This is a genomic window from Salinicola sp. MIT1003 (genome assembly GCF_001858555.1).
Classification (GTDB): domain Bacteria; phylum Pseudomonadota; class Gammaproteobacteria; order Pseudomonadales; family Halomonadaceae; genus Salinicola; species Salinicola salarius.
In genome coordinates, this window is the sequence record NZ_MCAP01000019.1 from 1 (window position 1) to 19,110 (window position 19,110).

16 protein-coding genes are annotated in these 19,110 nt (G+C 63.8%); 10 read left to right on the top strand and 6 right to left on the bottom strand.

The window, feature by feature from the left end:
* Positions 1 to 66: 66 nt before the first annotated feature.
* The 5 genes from rpoS (at position 67) to BC443_RS09430 (ending at position 5,240) form a co-directional block, all read left to right on the top strand.
* Positions 67 to 891, top strand: a complete 825-nt coding sequence (gene rpoS / locus BC443_RS09410) for an RNA polymerase sigma factor RpoS (RefSeq protein WP_247643252.1) — start codon at positions 67 to 69, stop codon at positions 889 to 891.
* A 313-nt stretch (positions 892 to 1,204) separates the two neighbouring features.
* Positions 1,205 to 2,680 carry a TolC family outer membrane protein gene (locus BC443_RS09415; protein ID WP_071231583.1) on the top strand — a complete coding sequence of 492 codons (1,476 nt, stop codon included), beginning with the start codon at positions 1,205 to 1,207 and terminating at the stop codon, positions 2,678 to 2,680.
* Between the two features lie 183 nt (positions 2,681 to 2,863).
* Positions 2,864 to 3,952, top strand: coding sequence for an alanine racemase (gene alr, locus BC443_RS09420; protein WP_071231584.1), 1,089 nt, complete (start codon positions 2,864 to 2,866; stop codon positions 3,950 to 3,952).
* Between the two features lie 71 nt (positions 3,953 to 4,023).
* Complete coding sequence (gene lpxL, locus BC443_RS09425) at positions 4,024 to 4,938, top strand: LpxL/LpxP family Kdo(2)-lipid IV(A) lauroyl/palmitoleoyl acyltransferase (protein ID WP_071231585.1); 915 nt, start codon at positions 4,024 to 4,026, stop codon at positions 4,936 to 4,938.
* A 143-nt stretch (positions 4,939 to 5,081) separates the two neighbouring features.
* The gene (locus BC443_RS09430) at positions 5,082 to 5,240 is read left to right on the top strand and encodes a DUF1328 domain-containing protein (protein WP_071231586.1); all 159 of its coding nucleotides are present in this window, start codon (positions 5,082 to 5,084) and stop codon (positions 5,238 to 5,240) included.
* Positions 5,241 to 5,416: 176 nt separating this feature from the next.
* On the opposite strand, the gene ettA is transcribed toward BC443_RS09430, so the two are convergent.
* The 4 genes from ettA to BC443_RS09450 form a co-directional block, all read right to left on the bottom strand.
* A complete protein-coding gene (gene ettA, locus BC443_RS09435; protein ID WP_071231587.1) occupies positions 5,417 to 7,078 on the bottom strand; it encodes an energy-dependent translational throttle protein EttA in 1,662 nt (553 codons plus the stop codon).
* Positions 7,079 to 7,263: 185 nt separating this feature from the next.
* Positions 7,264 to 7,458, bottom strand: a complete 195-nt coding sequence (locus BC443_RS09440; RefSeq protein WP_071231588.1) for a hypothetical protein — start codon at positions 7,456 to 7,458, stop codon at positions 7,264 to 7,266.
* Positions 7,459 to 7,598: 140 nt separating this feature from the next.
* Complete coding sequence (locus BC443_RS09445) at positions 7,599 to 8,045, bottom strand: PAS domain-containing protein (protein ID WP_244179798.1); 447 nt, start codon at positions 8,043 to 8,045, stop codon at positions 7,599 to 7,601.
* Positions 8,046 to 8,129: 84 nt separating this feature from the next.
* Positions 8,130 to 9,458 (bottom strand): MFS transporter, encoded by a 1,329-nt coding sequence (locus tag BC443_RS09450; protein ID WP_071231589.1) that lies wholly within the window; start codon positions 9,456 to 9,458, stop codon positions 8,130 to 8,132.
* A gap of 213 nt (positions 9,459 to 9,671) precedes the next feature.
* On the opposite strand from BC443_RS09450, the gene BC443_RS09455 reads away from it, so the two are divergent.
* Positions 9,672 to 9,944: a SelT/SelW/SelH family protein gene (locus tag BC443_RS09455; RefSeq protein ID WP_071231590.1), complete on the top strand. Its 273-nt coding sequence runs from the start codon at positions 9,672 to 9,674 to the stop codon at positions 9,942 to 9,944.
* A gap of 215 nt (positions 9,945 to 10,159) precedes the next feature.
* On the opposite strand, the gene BC443_RS09460 is transcribed toward BC443_RS09455, so the two are convergent.
* A complete protein-coding gene (locus BC443_RS09460; protein WP_071231591.1) occupies positions 10,160 to 11,131 on the bottom strand; it encodes a zinc transporter ZntB in 972 nt (323 codons plus the stop codon).
* Positions 11,132 to 11,276: 145 nt separating this feature from the next.
* Complete coding sequence (locus tag BC443_RS09465) at positions 11,277 to 11,813, bottom strand: arylesterase (protein ID WP_282097197.1); 537 nt, start codon at positions 11,811 to 11,813, stop codon at positions 11,277 to 11,279.
* 184 nt (positions 11,814 to 11,997) lie between these two features.
* Here BC443_RS09465 and BC443_RS09470 point away from each other — a divergent pair, with 184 nt between their 5' ends.
* From BC443_RS09470 to BC443_RS09485, 4 genes are all read left to right on the top strand, one after another.
* Positions 11,998 to 12,720: an ATP-binding cassette domain-containing protein gene (locus tag BC443_RS09470; protein ID WP_071231592.1), complete on the top strand. Its 723-nt coding sequence runs from the start codon at positions 11,998 to 12,000 to the stop codon at positions 12,718 to 12,720.
* The gene (locus BC443_RS09475; protein ID WP_071231593.1) at positions 12,717 to 15,254 is read left to right on the top strand and encodes an FtsX-like permease family protein; all 2,538 of its coding nucleotides are present in this window, start codon (positions 12,717 to 12,719) and stop codon (positions 15,252 to 15,254) included. Before BC443_RS09470 ends, BC443_RS09475 begins: the two co-directional genes overlap by 4 nt.
* A 273-nt stretch (positions 15,255 to 15,527) precedes the next feature.
* Positions 15,528 to 16,790: a serine hydroxymethyltransferase gene (gene glyA / locus BC443_RS09480; protein WP_071231594.1), complete on the top strand. Its 1,263-nt coding sequence runs from the start codon at positions 15,528 to 15,530 to the stop codon at positions 16,788 to 16,790.
* Positions 16,791 to 17,289: 499 nt separating this feature from the next.
* Entirely contained in the window at positions 17,290 to 19,110 is a 1,821-nt protein-coding gene (locus tag BC443_RS09485) for a type I secretion system permease/ATPase (protein ID WP_071231595.1), read from the top strand.

A 19,110-nucleotide genomic window follows, 5' to 3' on the forward strand; every position in this document is an offset into this window, starting at 1 on the left:
AGAGATGGCGATAGCAGTAAGTCATGGCAACACCGTACCTGATGGCTCACGTGTTGCACTTGGTCATTGAGACCGCCGATCTATCTCAATGAAATCGGTTTTTCACCGCTACTGACGCCCGAAGAAGAAGTGCATTACGGCCGCCTTGCGCAAAAGGGCGATCCGGCGGGGCGTCAGCGCATGATCGAGTCCAACCTGCGCCTGGTGGTCAAGATCGCCCGACGTTATCTCAACCGCGGACTGTCGCTGCTCGATCTGATCGAAGAAGGCAACCTGGGCCTGATTCGTGCGGTCGAGAAGTTCGATCCGGAGCGCGGTTTCCGTTTCTCGACCTACGCCACCTGGTGGATTCGCCAGACCATCGAGCGGGCATTGATGAACCAGACGCGCACGATTCGCCTGCCGATCCACGTTGTCAAGGAACTCAACATCTACCTGCGCGCGGCTCGCGAGCTGACCCAGAAGCTCGACCACGAGGCCACCGCGGAAGAGATCGCCGAGTTCCTCGACAAGCCGGTGAGCACCGTCAAACGCATGCTGGGACTCAACGAACGCGTCTCCTCGGTCGACTATCCGATGGGTGCCGAGAGCGACAAGCCCCTGATCGACACGCTGGCGGACGAGAACGAGGTCGGCCCGGAATCCAACCTGGTCGACGACGACGTCAAGCAGCACGTCGACGAATGGCTGGTCGAGCTGAGCGACAAGCAGCGGGAAGTCGTTCTGCGCCGCTTTGGCCTGCGCGGACACGAGGCCGCCACGCTCGAGGAGGTCGGCGAAGAGATCGGCCTGACGCGCGAGCGCGTGCGCCAGATCCAAGTCGAGGCGCTCAAGAAGCTGCGCCGGATGCTGGAAAAGCAGGGTCTGTCGATGGATTCGATCTTCGAATAGGCCGGTTCCGGGAACATGACGAATGCGCAAATGCCGGTGAAGACCGGCCATGCTATTGATCCGGTCGCATACATGCGGCATTGTATGTAAACCTCAAGCCGAGGCGTCAGCTGTGTTGCTGGCGCCTCGGTCGTTTGTTGTGTGGTCCCGGATGACGTCGACGATCGTTGGCGTCTCGAGTCCGCCAGAAAAACAGCCATGATTGGGTTTCTGGGCGATGCCGACGACATCCGTGGCTTGTGGGGCATGCTTGCATGGACTCTCACAGCCAGATTCGTATCGTCACCAGTGCTCAACGATAGGATATTTCTCGATGTCGCCTCTCATCTCGTTGCCGTCGCGCTCTCCCCTGCGACATGCCATTTCGCTGCTGGTCGTGGCAGCGTTTGCCCCCTCGGTTCACGCGGCAGATCTCTTGACCATCACTCAGGACGCGCTAGAGCATTCGGCAACGTTGAATTCATCGCGTTCGACGTTCAAGAGCACCGAAGCGGGTCAGGATGTGGAACGCGGCGATCTGCTGCCGCAGGCCAGCGCCACCGGGAGTCTGTATCGCTATGACTCGCTGGAGAGTCAGAGCTACGCTGGTTCGAGCGGTAGCCAGGCCGCCGCCGGTACCGGCTCGTCGTCCAGCGGCGAGGATTACAACGGCAGCAGCATCGGTGTCAGCGTTACCCAGGCGCTGTTCGATGCCACCAACTGGTACGAGTACCAGCAGAGCAAGAAGCAGGTTGGCCAGCAGGCGCTGCAGCTGGAAATCGACCAGCAGCAGCTGCTCTACGATGTCTCCGAGGCCTATTTCGAGATTCTGCGCGCCAAGGAAGTGCTGGAAGCACGCCAGGCCCAGGAAAAGGCGATCGGGCGGCAGCTCGAGCAGTCCAGAGAGCAGTTCAACGTCGGCCTGGTGGCGATCACCGATGTCAACGAGGCCAAGGCTGCCTTCGACTCGGCACGTGCGCAGCGTATCGCTGCCAAGAGCGACCTGCAGGTGAGTTTCGAGACGCTCGAGCGCCTGACGGGGCAGCAGTACGACAGCATCGAAGGGCTCGATGACGAGCTGCCGATCCAGCCTCCCGTACCAGCCAGTCGCGACGACTGGGTCGAGCTGGCGCTGTCCAGCAGCCCGTCCATTCAATACGCCCAGGCTGCGGTCGAGCTGGCGAAATCCGGCGTCGATATCGCCGAGGCCGGCCACCTGCCGACGCTGGACGCGTTCGCGGATTACTCCTACTCGAACAACGACCGCGACGAGCTTCGCGGCCATAACGAAGACCTGCAGATCGGCGTGCAGGCCAACCTGCCCATCTACACCGGTGGTTCGACCAGCGCCGCGGTACGCGAGAACACCTACACGCTGGAAGCGACCCAGTACGACTTCGAGGACCAGCGTCGCTACACCATGCAGCAGGTGCGTTCCCTGTTTGCCCAGGTCAGCAACGACGTGGAATCGGTCGAGGCGCAGCGTGAAGCCATCGTCTCCAGTCGCAGTGCCCTGGAAGCGACTCGAGCCGGATACGAGGTGGGAACGCGAAACATCGTCGACGTGCTGGATGCCGAGCAGTCGCTCTACGAATCCATCTCCAACTACGCCGACGCCCGTTACACCTACGTCACCGACCTGCTGCAACTGCGCCAGCAGACCGGCGTGCTGAATCTCGACGTGATCCGGGCGACCAACCGCTGGCTGCGCGACAGCAATCCCGTATCGCTGACGGAGGTCGACGATGCCGGCGTCTCGTCCTCCGTCGAGGATATCGGTGCGCGGCCCACGCCGCCGCCGGCGTCCTGATACGGTTCTGATAGCGTCCGCAGGAAGTCGACTCGACGCCGCTGCCCCAGCAGCGGCGTCGTCGTTTCCGGAGGCAGCCTTTATCGTCTCCCGATGCCGCGAAGGCTGTCAGGCAGGGTAAAATGACCACGATCGACCGGTGGCAGCCGCCGGTTTTCCTCTGCCCGTTTCGAAGGAAGTTTCATGGCCCGGCCTCTCATCGCCGATATCGATCTCGACGCGCTGCGCCACAACTACGCCATTGCCAGCGAACTGGCACCCGGAAGCCGTTCCATGGCGGTGATCAAGGCCAATGCCTATGGTCACGGTGCCGTGGCGTGCGCCCAGGCGCTCGAGAGCGCGGCGCCAGCGTTTGCGGTCGCCTCGCTGGAAGAAGCCGAGAGCCTGCGTGAAGCGGGCATCCAGCGGCCGATACTGCTGCTGGAAGGCATCTTCGAGACCGAGGAACTGGCCCGCGTCGAGGCCTTGCAACTGTGGCAGGTCGTACACAGCGACTGGCAACTGGACGCCGTCCTGAACCATCCCGCCGCACAACCGTTGACGGTCTGGCTCAAGCTGGATTCCGGCATGCATCGGCTGGGTTACGATCCAGAGTCGTTCGCCGACCGCTGGATACGATTGAAGGCGGCTTCTCACCGGGTTCGGGATATCCACCTGATCAGCCACTTCGCCAGTGCCGATCAGGCCGATACGTCACAGTTCGAGTGTCAGCAGCGAACGATCGAGTCCGTCCGCCAGCGTCTCGAAGCGCCGGTCTGTATTGCCAACTCGCCGGCCACGCTGACCAGGCCCCGGACGCACGGGCAATGGAATCGCCCCGGTGTCATGCTCTACGGCAGCAATCCGCTGGAAGGCGAACTGCCACCGGGCGTCTCGCTGAAGCCGGTAATGACGCTGCGCTCGCGTGTGATCGCCGTGCAGTCATTGTCCGGCGGGGAGCCGGTCGGCTATGGCGCGCGCTGGCACACCTCTCGCCCTTCCCGAATCGGCGTGGTCGCTGCCGGCTACGGCGATGGCTACGATCGCCACGCTGCCGACGGCACGCCGATACTGGTCGATGGGCAGCGCTGCCCGCTGGTGGGGCGCGTCTCGATGGACATGCTGACGGTGGATATCAGCCACCTGCCCGATGCCGGCGTCGGCAGCGAGGTGGTGCTGTGGGGGCAGGGGCTGAGCGTCGACGAGGTCGCGGGCCACTGCAATACCATCGGCTATACATTGCTGACCGGACTGCTGCCAAGGGTGCCGCGACGCTACCACGAGAGCGTGTAGAGGCCGTTCGCTGCAGTTCGCTACACTATTCGGCATTCATAGACCGGCACGCATAGAGAATCGGAAGGAACATGGCCAAGAAGACCTATCCCGCCAATCGCGCTCATCCCCGTTACTGGGGGGCCTGGCTCGGCATCGGCCTGATGCGAGCGGGGGCGATGCTGCCCTGGCGCCTCAAGCTGGCGCTGGGTCGAGGCATCGGATTATTGACCTGGAAGCTGGCCAAGCGCCGCCGCCATATCACCGACACCAACCTGGCGCTGTGCTTTCCCGAACTGGACGACCGGCAGCGCGCGGAGCTGGTCAGGAAGACTTTCATCGCCAACGGGATCGGCATTCTCGAAACCGCAACCGGCTGGTGCCGCGACCCGGAGCATCTGCGCCACCGCGTGACCTTTAAGGGCACCGAGCACATGGAGCGGGCCATGGCGCAGGGGAAGGGCGCATTGATCATCGGCATCCATTTCTCGACCCTGGATCTCGGCGGCGCGCTGCATTCGCTGTTCTTCCCCGCCGATGTGGTCTACCGGCCTCACGACAACCCGGTGTTCGAGGACTTCATGACCCGCGCCCGGCGTGGCATCTTCGGCGCGGCCATCGACCGTCATGACCTGCGTGGCGTCGTTCGCCGGATCAAGTCGGGCCATGCCGTGTGGTATTCCCCGGATCAGGATTTCGGCCGCGAGGTGAGCGTCTTCGCGCCATTCTTCGGCATTCCTGCTGCCTCGATCAAGTTGACGGCCAAGATCGCCAGAATGACCGGCGCTCCCGTCATGCCGCTCATGTTCCACCGCAATCCCGACGACCGGACCTACACGCTCGAGTACCTGCCGCCGCTGGAGAACTTCCCGAGTGGTGACGATGTCGCCGATGCCGCACAGGTGAATGCCTTCATCGAGCAGGCGATCCGCCGTCACCCCGAGCAGTATTTGTGGCTGCACCGGCGTTTCAAGACCCGTCCGCCGGGTGAAGCGTCCTTTTATTGAACGGGCAGGCAAGCGCGAAACTTGACGAAAACGCAATGAACGACAAGGCTTAGTTAGCCCTCACGGAACGAGAGGGTGGCTTGGCAGGCGGTCGATATTACCGGCGCCAGCAAGTCCAACGGGTCAGCACAGGAAGAGTTGCCATGCTTAGTTATGCCGTGATTTTTCTCATCGTCGCTATCATCGCCGGGGTTCTGGGTTTCGGCGGTATCGCCGGTGCCGCAGCGACGATCGCCAAGGTCTTGTTTGTGATCTTTCTGATCCTGTTCGTCGTCTCGCTGATTCGCGGACGAGGTCGTTGAAGTCTGACAGGATCGGTCGCCAATCGACTTTGCCGCTGACGACCTTGGCTGCTCACGATTTTGGCGACTAACAGCCACAGTCTCTAATAGCCACAGTCTCTAGCAGACATGGTCTCTAACAAATACCCCGCCTTGATGGCGGGGTATTTGATCTTGAGGCATGAAAGCGAATGAAATCAGGCGTCGATACGCTTGTACTTCATGCGCTTCGGCGTGTCGTTGCCGACCCGCTTGTGGTAGTCCGCTTCATACTCGGTGTAGTTACCCTCGAAGAAGATGACGTTGGAATCACCCTCGTACGCCAGGATATGCGTAGCGATGCGGTCCAGGAACCAGCGGTCGTGCGAGATGACCAGCGCGCAGCCGGGGAAGGCCAGCAAGGCCTCTTCCAGCGCCCGCAGCGTCTCGATGTCGAGATCGTTGGACGGTTCGTCGAGCAGCAGCACGTTGGCGGCCTGCTTCAGCGTCTGGGCCAGCTGCAGGCGCCCGCGCTCCCCGCCCGAAAGTTCGCTCAGGCGCTTCTGCTGGTCGGTTCCCTTGAAGTTGAACCGGCCGACGTAGGCGCGTGAAGAGACCTCGTAGCCATTGATGTTGAGGATGTCCTGGCCGCCGGAGACGGCTTCCCACACGGTCTGGGAGTTGTCGAAGTGGTCGCGCAGCTGTTCGACGTAGGCCACGTCCACCGTATCGCCCAGTACCACTTCGCCGCCGTCCGGCTGCTCGTTGCCGGCGATCAGCTTGAACAGGGTCGACTTGCCGGCCCCGTTGCCGCCGACGATCCCGACGATCGCGCCGGTCGGTATCTGGAAGGAGAGATTGTCGAACAGCATCTTCTCGTCGAAGCGCTTGCTGACATCGTGGAACTCGATGACCTTGTCACCCAGCCGCGGCCCGGGCGGAATGTAGATCTCGTTGGTCTCGTTACGCTTCTGGTAGTCGCCGGACTGCAACTCCTCGAAGCGGTTGAGACGCGCCTTGCTCTTGGCCTGTCGGCCCTTGGCATTCTGACGGACCCACTCCAGCTCCTGCTTGATCGCGCGCTGGCGGCCCGCTTCCTGCTTGGCTTCCTGGGCGAGACGCTGCTCCTTGGACTCGAGCCACTGGGAGTAGTTGCCTTCGAACGGAATGCCGTGGCCGCGGTCGAGCTCCAGGATCCAGCCGGCGACGTTGTCGAGGAAGTAACGGTCGTGGGTAATGGCCACGACGGTGCCCGGATAGTCGTGCAGGAAGCGCTCGAGCCAGGCGACGGATTCGGCATCCAGGTGGTTGGTCGGCTCGTCCAGCAGCAGCATGTCCGGGCTGGAGAGCAGCAGGCGGCAGAGTGCCACGCGACGACGCTCGCCCCCGGAAAGATGACCGACGCTGGCTTCCCACGGCGGCAGGCGCAGCGCTTCGGCGGCGACTTCCAGCTTGCGCTCGATGTTGTGCGCGTCGGCCGCCTCGATGATGTTCTCCAGACGCGCCTGTTGCGCGGCCAGCGCATCGAAATCGGCATCCGGCTCGGCATAGGCGGCGTAGACGGCTTCCAGTTCTACCTGGGCCTGCTTGACCTCGCCGAGGGCTTCCTCGACCGTCTCGCGGACATTCTTGCTGTCGTCGAGCTCGGGCTCCTGCGGCAGGTAGCCGATGTTGATGCCCGGCATCGGCCGGGCTTCGCCGTTATATTCGGTGTCGACGCCGGCCATGATGCGCAGCAGCGTCGATTTTCCCGAGCCGTTGAGACCGAGCACGCCGATCTTGGCGCCGGGGAAGAAGGAGAGCGAGATGTCTTTCAGGATCTCGCGCTTCGGGGGGACGATCTTGCCCACCCGGTTCATGGTGTAAACATATTGCGCCATGGAAATCCGATAGTAATTCGCAGTGGATAGAAAGTAATTCGCAGTGGATAAAAACAGGCAGTCATCGCTGCAGCGCCCGTCAACGGGGCCCAGCGTCTGACAGGCAGGGTAAACGAGTCATGCCGACAATGCGAACGGGCGCCTGGAGGCGCCCGTCGGGGGTAATGCGGAAAGCCGCTGTCGGCCTACTCTTCTTCGTCGCCGAAATCGTTGTACCAGTCATCTTCGATGGCACGTTTCAGACGACGCTCTTCCAGCAATGCCTCGACCTGGCGCCTGGCACGCAGCGTATCCGCCTTGCTGCTGCGTGGACGTTCGAACTGCTCGTCGTTGATGGCTTCGGAAAAATCCTGATCCTCGACGTAATCCTCACGGCTCATGTTTTAGCCCTCCCGTGAAATCGCATCTCAGTGACGCTCCGGGCTATATATCGTCGAATGCCGCCGGGTACAAGATTTTCTTGGTTAAAAAAAACTATCGCCGCGCAAGGCGGCGATAAGTTCAGGATTCTGCTGAGGTTTCAGGCCGGATCACGCTCGGCTTTCAGCGCCTCGAGTTCCTGCAGGGTCTCGATCAGACTGGTGACATCCTTCTGCACGCCGACGAAATAGGTGAGCCTGTCTTCCTCGTCGTAGACCGGCGTGATCGAGAGCTCGTTCCAGAACTGGCTGCCGTCCTTGCGATAGTTGCGCAGCACTTCGCGGCACGGCTTGCCTTCGCGCAGGGCGGTGCGCACCCGGTCGATGGCCGGCTGGTCGCGATCGCCATTCTGCAGAAAGCGGCAGTCGCGATAGAGAATCTCGTCGACGCTGTAGCCCGTCAGGCGTTCGAAGCCCTGATTGGCGTAGATCAGAATGTTTTCGTCGCCTTCCTGTTCAGCCACCACGATGCCGTCATCCGAGGCGTTGACGATACGTTCGAGTAGCGCCGGGCTGATCATGGGCGGTTGCTTACTGGTACTGGCCATCCTTGCCTCCAGACTGGGCATTCGACGGATTGTAGGGTCGATACGATCGAACATCATGCCACGGTGTCTCGGGATTACAACGCTTCACGCGTCGTTCACGTCCTCGACTTCCACCAGGGCATGGGAGCTGAGCGCAGCCGCCACGGCCAGTGCCGCAAGCACCAGCAGAAGGCCTGCACTGCCTAGCCATTGCGCCAGGCCCCCGAGCAACAGCCCGACGACGAGCATCAGGACGCCGGTGAAGGTATTGGAAAACGCGACGTAGAGCGCGCGGGTATTGCTGTCCGACAGATCGACGACATAGGTCTTGCGGCCCAGACGTATTCCCGCATGGGCGATCATCAGCAGGCCGTAGACCAGGGCGTAGGGCCACACGCTTTCGCGCGCCGCTGCCGGCAGCCACACGCAGGCAGCACCCGCCAGGCAGCAAACCGCGGCGCCGATAGCGCTGTTGCGCATCACTCGGCGGCTGGAGCGGTCGGCCAGACGCCCCCAGATCGGGCCGGCGACCATGCTGGCCGCGCCGGAGGTCACGATCAGGATGCCGAGACTGGCCAGATCGGTGCCGCTGTTCTGCTGGCCCAGCAGGGCGAGGTAGGGCAGGGCGAGCGCGCTGGACAGCAGCAGCGCTCGCGAGAGATTGAAATGCAAAAAGCGACGATCGCGGCGCATCAGCGAAACGCCCTGCTTGACGCTGTCCCAGGCGTTGGCACCGCCTTCGGTGGCCCCCGGCGCTTCGCGTATCGCGGCGGCGCAGAGCGCGTTCAGGCCCCAGCCCAGCGCGGCGGCGAACAGCAGGATGGCCAGCGCCCAGGTGCCGGGCTGATCCCCGATGACGACCATGGCGGCACCGACGAGCAGGGTGAGCGCCCCCGCGACGCTGGCGCTCCATCCCATCAGCGTGCCCCGGCGCTGCTTGGCGATGGTCTTGCCTAGCACGTCCTTGGTGGAAACCGACGACAGCCCCCGGCCCAGCGACAGCCCCGTCAGCGCGACCAGTACCAGCGCACCGCCCCAGCTGCCGTGACCGAAAAGCGCCAGCAGCGCCAGCAGCAGGGCGCCGATCGCCTGGACGATGCCGCCGGTGACCCAGACCCATTTGCGGATCGGGCGCAGCCGGATGTAGCCGGCGATCAGCAGTTGCGGCAGCAGGGCGCCCGCCTCGCGGATGGGCACCAGCAGACCGACCATCCACACCGGTGCGCCGATCGCGCCCATCAGCCACGGCAGGATCAGGCGAGCGTTGGAGAGTTCGTCGGCGAGCTTGTTGCCGAGCGCGGCGACGAGATGACGGAAGAAGTTGCCGGGTTGTTCCTGACACGCCTCGTCGGAGATGTCGCGACACATGCGGCTGTCTTCATCACCGGTGACGCGTTCGAAGAGACGAGTGAGGCTGGCTTCGTTGGCTGACATGCAAAACGTTCCCTGTTTTCTGATGCGACGGACTACGGACTACGGACTACGGACTACGGACCACGGGCTAGCGCCGGCTTCGGGGCGCTATAGACAGCAGCTACGAGCGGCGAATGCGTTCGGGTCATCGCTTGAGCGAGGCGTTCCAACGAGCGCATCATGTCTTTTTATCGTTGTCGGCACGGTTGTCAAAGGCTCGGGAGAAACAGAAGGATGGCCAAGGTTCGTATTCATTATTGTACCCAATGCCAGTGGCTGCTGCGTGCCGGCTGGTACGCCCAGGAACTGCTGCAGACCTTCGGCGAGGATCTCGAACAGGTCGCCCTGGCACCCAGTCACGGCGGACACTTCGAAGTGCTCTACGACGAAGAGACGCTGTGGGAGCGCAAGCGCGACGGCGGCTTTCCCGATATCAAGGAACTGAAGCGGCGCGTACGCGACCGCCTCGACCCCGAACGGGATCTGGGGCATACGGATAGAGCTTGAAGCTGGAAGAGCGGCGCTACGCGCCTGGAAGCGGGAAGAAAAAGCAAAGCCGACCCCCTACGGCAATAGCGATAATCGCATCCTGTCTTCGGGCTTCGGGCTTCGGGCTTCGGGCTTCGGGCTTCGGGCTTTGCGGATTTCCGGAGGCCACACTCTGCTTTTCGCGGCTCGCGGCTCGCGGCTCGCGGCTCGCGGCTCGCGGCTCGCGGCTCGTCTCACCACCAACGCTTGCGCTTGAGCAGCCACATCACCCCGCCGCCGACCAGGACGGTAATGGTGAGGAAGATCAGGAAACCGTAGGGGCTTTCGGCGCCGGGGATGCCGCCGACGTTGATGCCCAGCAGGCCGGTCAGGAAACTCAGCGGCAGGAACACGGTGGTGACGATCGCCAGCATGTACATCCGCTGGTTCAGCCGCTCGTTGTGTTCGCTAAAGAGCTGTTCCTGCAGGATCAGGGCGCGCTCCTGCATGGCGTGGAAGTCTTCCACGTAGCGTGAAAGCTGGTTGGCGCTTTCGCGGATCGATACCTTGGTGTCCTCGTCGAACCACTCCGGCCCGTGGGCGATCTGATCCAGGCAGTCCCGCTGCGGGCCCATGAAGCGCCGCAAGGTGATCAGCGTGCGCCGCAGCCGGGAAAGATCGTCCGGCTCGATCTCGCCATTGCTCAACTGATCCTCCTCGAGTTCGCCCAGGCGGTCGTCGAGCTCATGGGCGACATCGCCGACCCTGTCCACCAGGGTCTCCGTCAGCCACGCCAGCAGGTCCGGGACCGAAAGCGCACCGTCGCCGTTGTCGATGCGTTCGCGTACGTCACCGACCGATTTCAGCGGCCGTCGGCGCAGCGTGATCAGGCGGTTGGGCGCAATCCAGATGCGCAACGAAATGAGGTCTTCCGGCGCGGCACCCGGGTTGAGGTTGATACCGCGCAGCGTGCTGACGGCGCCATTGCGGAACTTGGCGACGCGGGGGCGGGTATCCTCTTCCAGCAGCGCCTCGATCGGTGCCTCGTCGAGCCCGGCGATATCCAGGAGGTAGGTGCGAACGTCTTCATGCCGGAAATCGAGGTGCATCCACAGCGGGCGCTGGGGATCGGCCCAGGCCTCGCGCAGTTGGCGAACGCTGAGCAGGGTGCCGCCGCCTTTTCCGTCCAGTTCGTAGGCGGCGACCAGCGCCGTTTCTGCCTCCATCGTCAACCTCCTTGTCGAAGCGTGTCTCGTCTCGCCGTGCCGCGAGTTTTTTCAAGGCGTTAACGATAGCACGCCGGCGAAATCGCGGGGCATGAGGGCTAGCGCGGATCCAGGCCGGCGGGAAACAGGCTCGACGCGAAGAGGATCACTTTTCCTCGTCCGAGGGAGAGAGCATCGGTTCCAGTTTCGGCCAGACGTTCTCGAGAATGATCGGTTGTGCCTCGGCAGTGGGGTGGATGCCGTCACTCTGGAGCATGCCGTCGAGGTCGACACCCTCGAGCAGAAACGGCACCAACGGCACGTCGTGCTCGCTGGCCAGTTGGGTGAAGACTTCACGGAAGGCCTGGGTATAGGCGGGGCCGTAGTTGGGCGGCACTTCGATACCCAGCAGCAGAACCTCGGCGCCTTTCTCCTGGCTACGCTCGATCATCTTGGCCAGATTGACCTGCATCTGCTGCGGAGAAAGGCCGCGCAGGCCATCGTTGCCACCGAGTTCCAGCAGAACGATATCGGGATGGTACTGTCTCAGAATGTCGGGTAGCCGACCCGAACCACCGGATGTCGTCTCGCCGCTGATGCTGGCGTTGACGACCTCATGTTCGTCACCCAGACGCTGTTTCAGCAGGTTGACCCAACCCGCCTGCGGGTCGATCCCGTAGGCGGCGCTCAGGCTGTCGCCCATCACCAGAATGGTATCGGCACGCGCCTCGACGGGAGTCAGCGACAGCACGGCAAGACACGACAATAGCGCGGCACCCGCACAGCGCCTCGCCATCCGGGCGAAAGGCATCTTGGTGAAAAGCACCTTGGTGACAGGCATATTGGCGAAAGGCATCTCAATACCAGGCACAGGGAAACCAGGCACCATGTCTCACTCCTCGGACAATCAGCAAAAGCGAATTTTATACGCCAACCAACTCGGTAAACGGGTGACGAGCGGGGAACGGGAGCTGGTCATCCTCGAATCGCTGACGCTGGATGTCGAACGCGGTGAGAGTGTCGCCATCGTAGGAAGTTCCGGTGCCGGCAAGTCGACGCTGCTCGGCCTGCTCGCAGGGCTGGATGCACCCAGCTCGGGAGAGCTCGAAATGTTCGGCCAATCCCTGAGCGCGCTCGACGAAGACGGACGGGCGGCGCTGCGTGCGGGACGCGTCGGCTTCGTTTTTCAGAACTTCCAGTTATTACCCACTCTTACCGCCATGGAAAACGTTATGTTGCCGTTGGAACTGTCGCCACGGCAAGACATAGCGGCCAAAAGTCGTCAATGTCTGGAGCGCGTCGGCCTGGGTGCGCGCCTCGACCACCTGCCCAAGCAGCTTTCCGGTGGCGAGCAGCAGCGGGTGGCGGTGGCGCGTGCCTTCGTGACCGACCCTGACCTGGTCTTCGCCGACGAGCCGACCGGCAACCTCGACGAAGCAACCGGCAAGCGTATCATCGATCTCCTGTTCGAGCTCAACCGGGAGTCCGGCACTACCCTGATCCTGGTGACGCACGACATGGCCCTCGCCAGACGATGCGATCGCTGCCTGCAGCTCGAAGGCGGCAGGCTGCAGGCGCTCGAACGGCAGCGGCACGGGGTCGAGGCATGAACCTGATCGCCCTATCGCTCAAGGGGCTCCGGCGCGATCTGCGCGCCTCCGACGTGCGGGCCCTGTTCGTGGCGCTGGCGCTGGCCGTGGCCGCCACCACCATGATCGGCTTCTTCCTCGACCGGCTCGACCGCGGGCTGACCCGTCAGGCGGGCCAGCTGCTCGGCGGGGATCTGGTGCTGGAACAGGGCCAGGCCTTCGACGACGAACTTCGCCAGACGCTGCGCCAGGCCGGGCTCGAACTCAGCGACCAGGTCGACCTGGTATCGATGGTCAGCCAGGCGGATGCCTTCCAGCCGGCCGGGCTCAAGGTGGTGGACGACCATTACCCGCTCTACGGGCAGGTTCGCGTCGACCGGGGCAACGGTATCGAAGGGCTGGCGCATGGCCCGCCACCCGGTAGCGCCTGGATCGCGCCACGGCTGGCGCAACTGCTGGATGCCGGCATCGGCGACACGGTGCAGGTCGGCTCGCTTTCGCTGACCGTTGCCGGGCTGATCGAGCGCGAGCCTGACCAGCAGGGCGGATTCTCCGGCCTGGCCCCGCGCATCATGCTCAACCTGCAGGATCTCGGGGCGACCGGATTGGTCCGGCCCGGCTCGCGGATCGAATACGAGATACTGGCCGCCGGGCCGCCGGCGGCGATCGATGGTCTCGAAAGCCGGCTCGATGCGCTGCGCGATGCGGGCGTCGAGATACGCGACGTGCGCGTGGACCGGCCCAGCCTGGGCCGCTCGCTGGATCGGGCGCAGAAATATCTCAGTCTCGCCGGGCTGGCGGCGGTGCTGCTTGCCGGTGTCGCGGTCGCCATGGCCACGCGACGCTATGTCGACCGCCATCTGGACACGGCAGCGCTGCTGCGCTGTTTCGGCGCGTCCCAACGTCAGCTGGGCCAGCTCTTCGCCTGGCAGCTGGCGTGGCTGGGGCTGGTGGCGGCGGCGGTCGGGGCGCTGCTGGGGCTCGCCGGGCAGGCCGCGCTGCTGGCACTGCTGACACGCTTTCTGCCGCTGGAACTGCCCCCGCCCGGCGGCATGCCGTGGCTGATGGGCGTCCTCACCGCGCTGGCGGTGCTGGTCGGCTTCGCCGGCCCGACCCTGCTGCGGCTCAAGCGGGTCAGCGCGCTCAAGGTACTGCGCCGGGAACTCGATCCGATTCCGGCATCTGGCTGGGTGGTGGTGGCCGTCGCCAGCCTGGTCTTCGGCGCGCTGCTCTGGCTCTACTCCGGTGATCCGCTGCTATCGGTGGGCATTCTGCTCGGCGGTCTGGTGGCGCTGGTCGTGCTGTGGGGGCTCGGGCAGTTGATGCTTACCCTGCTGCTCGCGGTGCTGGCGCGGCTGCCGCAGCGCAGCCAGCAGGGCCGGGCATGGCAGCTCGGCGGCCGCCAGCTGGCGAGGCGGCGCACCGCCAGCCTGGGCCAGTTGCTGGCGTTCTCGGTCACCTTCGCGGCGATGGCGATCATCGCGCTGGTGCGCGGCGACCTGCTGACGACTTGGCAGGCCCAACTGCCCGCGGATACACCCAACTACTTCGCGATCAATATCCAGCCGCAGGAGCGCGACGGCGTCGAATCGCTGATCGACAGCGCCGCCGACACCACCAGCGGTCTTTATCCCATGGTGCGGGGGCGGCTGACCGCCATCGACGGCGAACCCCCGCAACAGCAGGTGCCGGAGGCGCACCGGACCGACGGCGCGCTGCGGCGTGATCTCAACCTGACCTGGCGGGCGACGCTGCCCGAAGGCAACCGGATCACCGAAGGGGCCTGGTTCGGCTCCGATGGCGCCGCCGATGCCGGCAGTGCGATGGCGAGCGATGGCTCGGTGCCGATATCGGTCGAAGAGGAGCTGGCGGGCCGGCTCGGCCTTTCGCTCGGCGACGAACTGACGTTCACCATTGGCAGCGACAGCGTGACCGGGAGAATCACCAGCCTGCGCCATCTCGACTGGGAGAGCTTCCAGCCCAACTTCTTCATCATCTTCCCGCCCGGCGCCCTGGACGGCTTCGGCCACAGCTACATCACGTCGTTCCACTTGCCCGATGCCGGCGACGAGATGCTGGGCGAGATGGTGCGGCAGTACCCCGGCGTCTCGGTACTCAACGTCGAGGCGCTGCTGGAGCAGGTGCGCGGCATTCTCGGCCAGGTGACGCGAGCCATCGAGTTCGTGCTGGGCTTCGTGCTGCTGGCCGGCATCAGCGTACTCTACGCGGCGCTCACCGCCAGCCGCCCGGCACGGGCTCACGAAGGCGCGCTGCTGCGGGTATTCGGCGCCGGCAATCGCACCCTGGCGCGCATGCAGTGGGCAGAGTTCGCGCTGCTCGGTTTCGCCAGCGGGCTGCTGGGCGCGGCACTGGCCGAGGCTTCCGCCCTGGGCATCTACGGCTGGCTGGGGCTGGCGCCCAGAATGCACTGGCTGATGTGGGGCGTCATGCCGCTATTGGGCGCGGCAATCGTGGGCGGCATCGGCTACCTGCTTTCCCGCAGCAGCCGCCGGCAAGCGCCAATGGCCAGCCTGCGGCTGCTGGGAGAAACCTGAAGCCAAAGCGGCGTCTCGAAGAAGGCTCGGTGTTCACGAATCCCACGGGAGACACCGGGCTGACGCGCCTGAAACGCCGGATGCCGCTAATGCGCACGTTTTACCGACGCTAAAGCCAACGTGAGAAATTATGGTCCAGCGCATGACGGACTTTCATGGGAAAGGCCCTTAACGCTGGGGTATCATTGCCGCCCATCATTTGAGATCGAGCCACCGGACGCCGGACGAGTGCCGGTGGCAGTCGAACCATCCCCGAGCCGAGGATACCCGTCGATGTTCAACCGAGAGATGCAGATTGCCGGATTCGATGACGCCCTCTGGGACGCGATGCAAAAGGAAGTCGCGCGCCAGGAAGCCCACATCGAGCTGATCGCTTCCGAGAACTATGCCAGCCCGCGCGTGATGCAGGCCCAGGGCACGCAACTGACCAACAAGTACGCGGAAGGCTATCCCGGCAAGCGTTACTACGGCGGCTGCGAGCACGTCGACGTGGTCGAGCAGATGGCGATCGACTACGCCAAGGAACTATTCGGCGCGACCTACGCCAACGTCCAGCCGCACTCCGGCTCCCAGGCCAACGGCGCGGTCTTCCAGGCGCTGGTCAAGCCCGGCGACACCGTCCTCGGCATGAGCCTTGACGCCGGCGGCCATCTGACCCACGGCGCCAAGCCGAGCTTCTCCGGCAAGCACTACAACGCGGTTCAGTACGGCATCGACGAGAGCGGCCGGATCGACTATGACGAAGTCGCCAAACTGGCACGCGAGCATCAGCCGAAGATGATCATCGCCGGCTTCTCCGCCTACTCGCAGATCATCGACTGGGCCAGGTTCCGCCAGATCGCCGATGAAGTCGGCGCGTTCCTGCTGGTGGACATGGCGCACATCGCCGGGCTGGTCGCGGCCGGTCTCTACCCGAGCCCGCTGCCGCATGCGCACGTGGTCACCACGACCACTCACAAGACGCTGCGCGGCCCGCGCGGTGGCCTGATCCTCTCCGCCGAAAACGACGCCGACATCGAGAAGAAGCTGCAGTCCGCCGTCTTCCCCGGTGGTCAGGGCGGCCCGCTGATGCACGTCATCGCGGCCAAGGCCGTCTGCTTCAAGGAAGCGATGGACCCCGAGTTCAAGACCTACCAGCAGCAGGTGATCATGAATGCCCAGGCGATGGCCGGCGTGTTCATCGAGCGCGGCTTCGAGGTCGTCTCCGGCGGCACCGAAGACCACCTTTTCCTGCTGTCGCTGGTCAAGCAGGGCCTGACCGGCAAGGACGCTGACGCCGCTCTCGGCCGCGCCCACATCACCGTCAACAAGAACGCCGTACCCGGCGATCCGCAGAGCCCGTTCGTCACCTCCGGCCTGCGCATCGGCACCCCGGCGGTGACCACGCGCGGCTTCGGCGAAACCGAATGCCGCGATCTGGCCGGCTGGATCTGCGACATCCTCGACGCCATGCAGCAGGGCGACTCCAGCCAGGCGGAAGCCGCGGTCAAGGCCAAGGTCGAAGCCGTCTGTTCACGCCTGCCGGTCTATCGCTGAGTGGTGTGATGTCCTGGCGCCGCATCGGGCGTCACCGGGCAATGGGCCATGTCCTCCAGGAGGGCATGGCCTTTTCCGTTAAAGGTGCCACGCCGTGGGGATGGACTCTGTATTCGAGGTTTCTCGTTCAATCCTGAGCGGCTGCGCTTTTTTGCCCTCGCCATGTTCGCTGATACCGAGCAGAGGAACCTGCTGGAATAGGCTGCGAAAATCCGGGCTTCGCGTCAGCCACGAATCATGAGCAAACATTTGCCGTTGCTAAGACGACCCAAGACCCGCTCCCGCCTGCGCACTGGTCGGTCGATTGACTGAATAGCCGCATTCTCAGCCAGCTAATCGAGGCGTCGCTTGCGACGCCTCGATCTATTCTGTGATCCTCTCACACTGCCGCTCTCAAGATGCGGATGAGAATCTGGTATCCTTTGCGCCCTGTCAGCTTGGGCCGGACGCCTGCTGACCTTACTTCCTTCGTCTTTTCGTCCTTATAGCGAGCGATTGCATGGCCACCCAGAAAGAAGCCACCGATCTGCAACGCGCCCTCAAGGTGTGTCGCGGGTCATTCTTCTCGGTGGGGTTCTTCAGCATGTTCATCAACTTGTTGATGCTGGTCCCCCCCTTGTACATGTTGCAGGTCTACGACCGCGTCATCAGTTCCCGCAGCGAAGAAACCCTGTTCATGCTGACGCTGGTCGTGGTCTTCCTGTTCATGGTCATGGGCGGACTGGAGCTGGTGCGTTCGCGAATTCTGATTCGGGTCGGCAACCGGCTGGACAAGATGGTCAACCAGCGGCTTTATAGCGCAATGTTCCGGCGCAGCGTGCTGACCCAGGGCAAGCAGACGGCCCAGCCGCTGAGCGATCTGACCAACCTGCGTCAGTTCCTCACCGGCAACGGCCTGTTTGCCTTCTTCGATGCGCCATGGGCGCCGATCTACCTGGCCGTGCTCTATCTCTTCCACCCATGGCTGGGTGTTTTCGCCACCGTAGCGGGTATCATTCTGCTGACGCTGGCGATCGCCAACGAGAAGGCCACCAAGTCGCTGCTGGCCGAAGCCAACAGCGACCACATCAAGGCCCAGGATCTCGCCAACTCCAACCTGCGCAACTCCGAAGTGCTGCACGCCATGGGCATGCTGCCCGGCATCATGGGGCGCTGGGCCGGCAAGCATCATGAATTCCTCTCCAAGCAGCCGCAGGCCAGCGACCGTGCCGGGGCGTTGACCAACGCGTCCAAGGTGCTGCGCATGCTGTTCCAGTCGCTAATTCTCGGTCTCGGTGCGCTGCTGGTACTCGAAGGCGAAATGACGCCGGGCATGATGATCGCCGGCTCCATCCTGATGGGCCGGGCACTGGCGCCGATCGACCAGATGATCGGCAGCTGGAAGGGCTTCGTCAGCTCGCGAAGCGCCTATCATCGCCTCAACGAACTGCTCGAGCAGATCCCCGAAGAGCAGCGTCGCATGTCATTGCCCGCCCCGCGTGGCGAGATCGCCATCGAGACCGTCGCTGCCGCGCCCCCGGGCGTACGCATGGCGACGATTCGCGGCATCAATTTCAACGTCGACAAGGGCGAGCACATCGGCATCATCGGCCCGAGCGCCGCCGGCAAGTCCACTCTGGCGCGGGTGCTGCTGGGTATCTGGCCGTCGCAGGTCGGTACGGTACGCCTCGACGGTGCCGAGATCGCCAAGTGGAACCGTGATGAACTCGGTCCCTATATCGGCTACCTGCCGCAGGATATCGAGCTTTTCGACGGCACCATCAGCGAGAACATCGCCCGCTTCGGCGAAGTCGATCCCGAGAAGGTCGTCAGAGCGGCCAAGAAGGCTGGCGTCCACGAGATGATCCTGCAACTACCCAACGGCTACGACACCTATATCAGTGCCTCCAGCGGCGCCTTGTCCGGCGGCCAGCGCCAGCGCGTCGGGCTGGCGCGTGCGCTCTATGGCGATCCAGTGCTGGTGGTGCTAGACGAGCCCAACTCGAACCTCGACGACAGCGGCGAGCGGGCGCTGGGCGAATCGATCAAGCAGCTCAAGGCCGAAGGCGTCACGCTGTTCGTGATCAGCCATCGCAATAGCGTCCTCAAGCACGTCGACAAGCTGCTGGTACTCAAGGACGGGCAGGTCAGCATGTTCGGCCCGCGCGATCAGGTGCTGGCCCAGTTCGCCAAGACCCCGGCGCAGAAAGGCCGCAGCGCTCTGGGGCGGTCGAATGCCGGCCGGCTGACCGCCGTTTCGGGCGCGAACCATTCTGGCAACGCCGACAATTCCGGCAATTCTGGCAATTCAGACAAGCCGCAATCTCGGGGGCATGAGTAG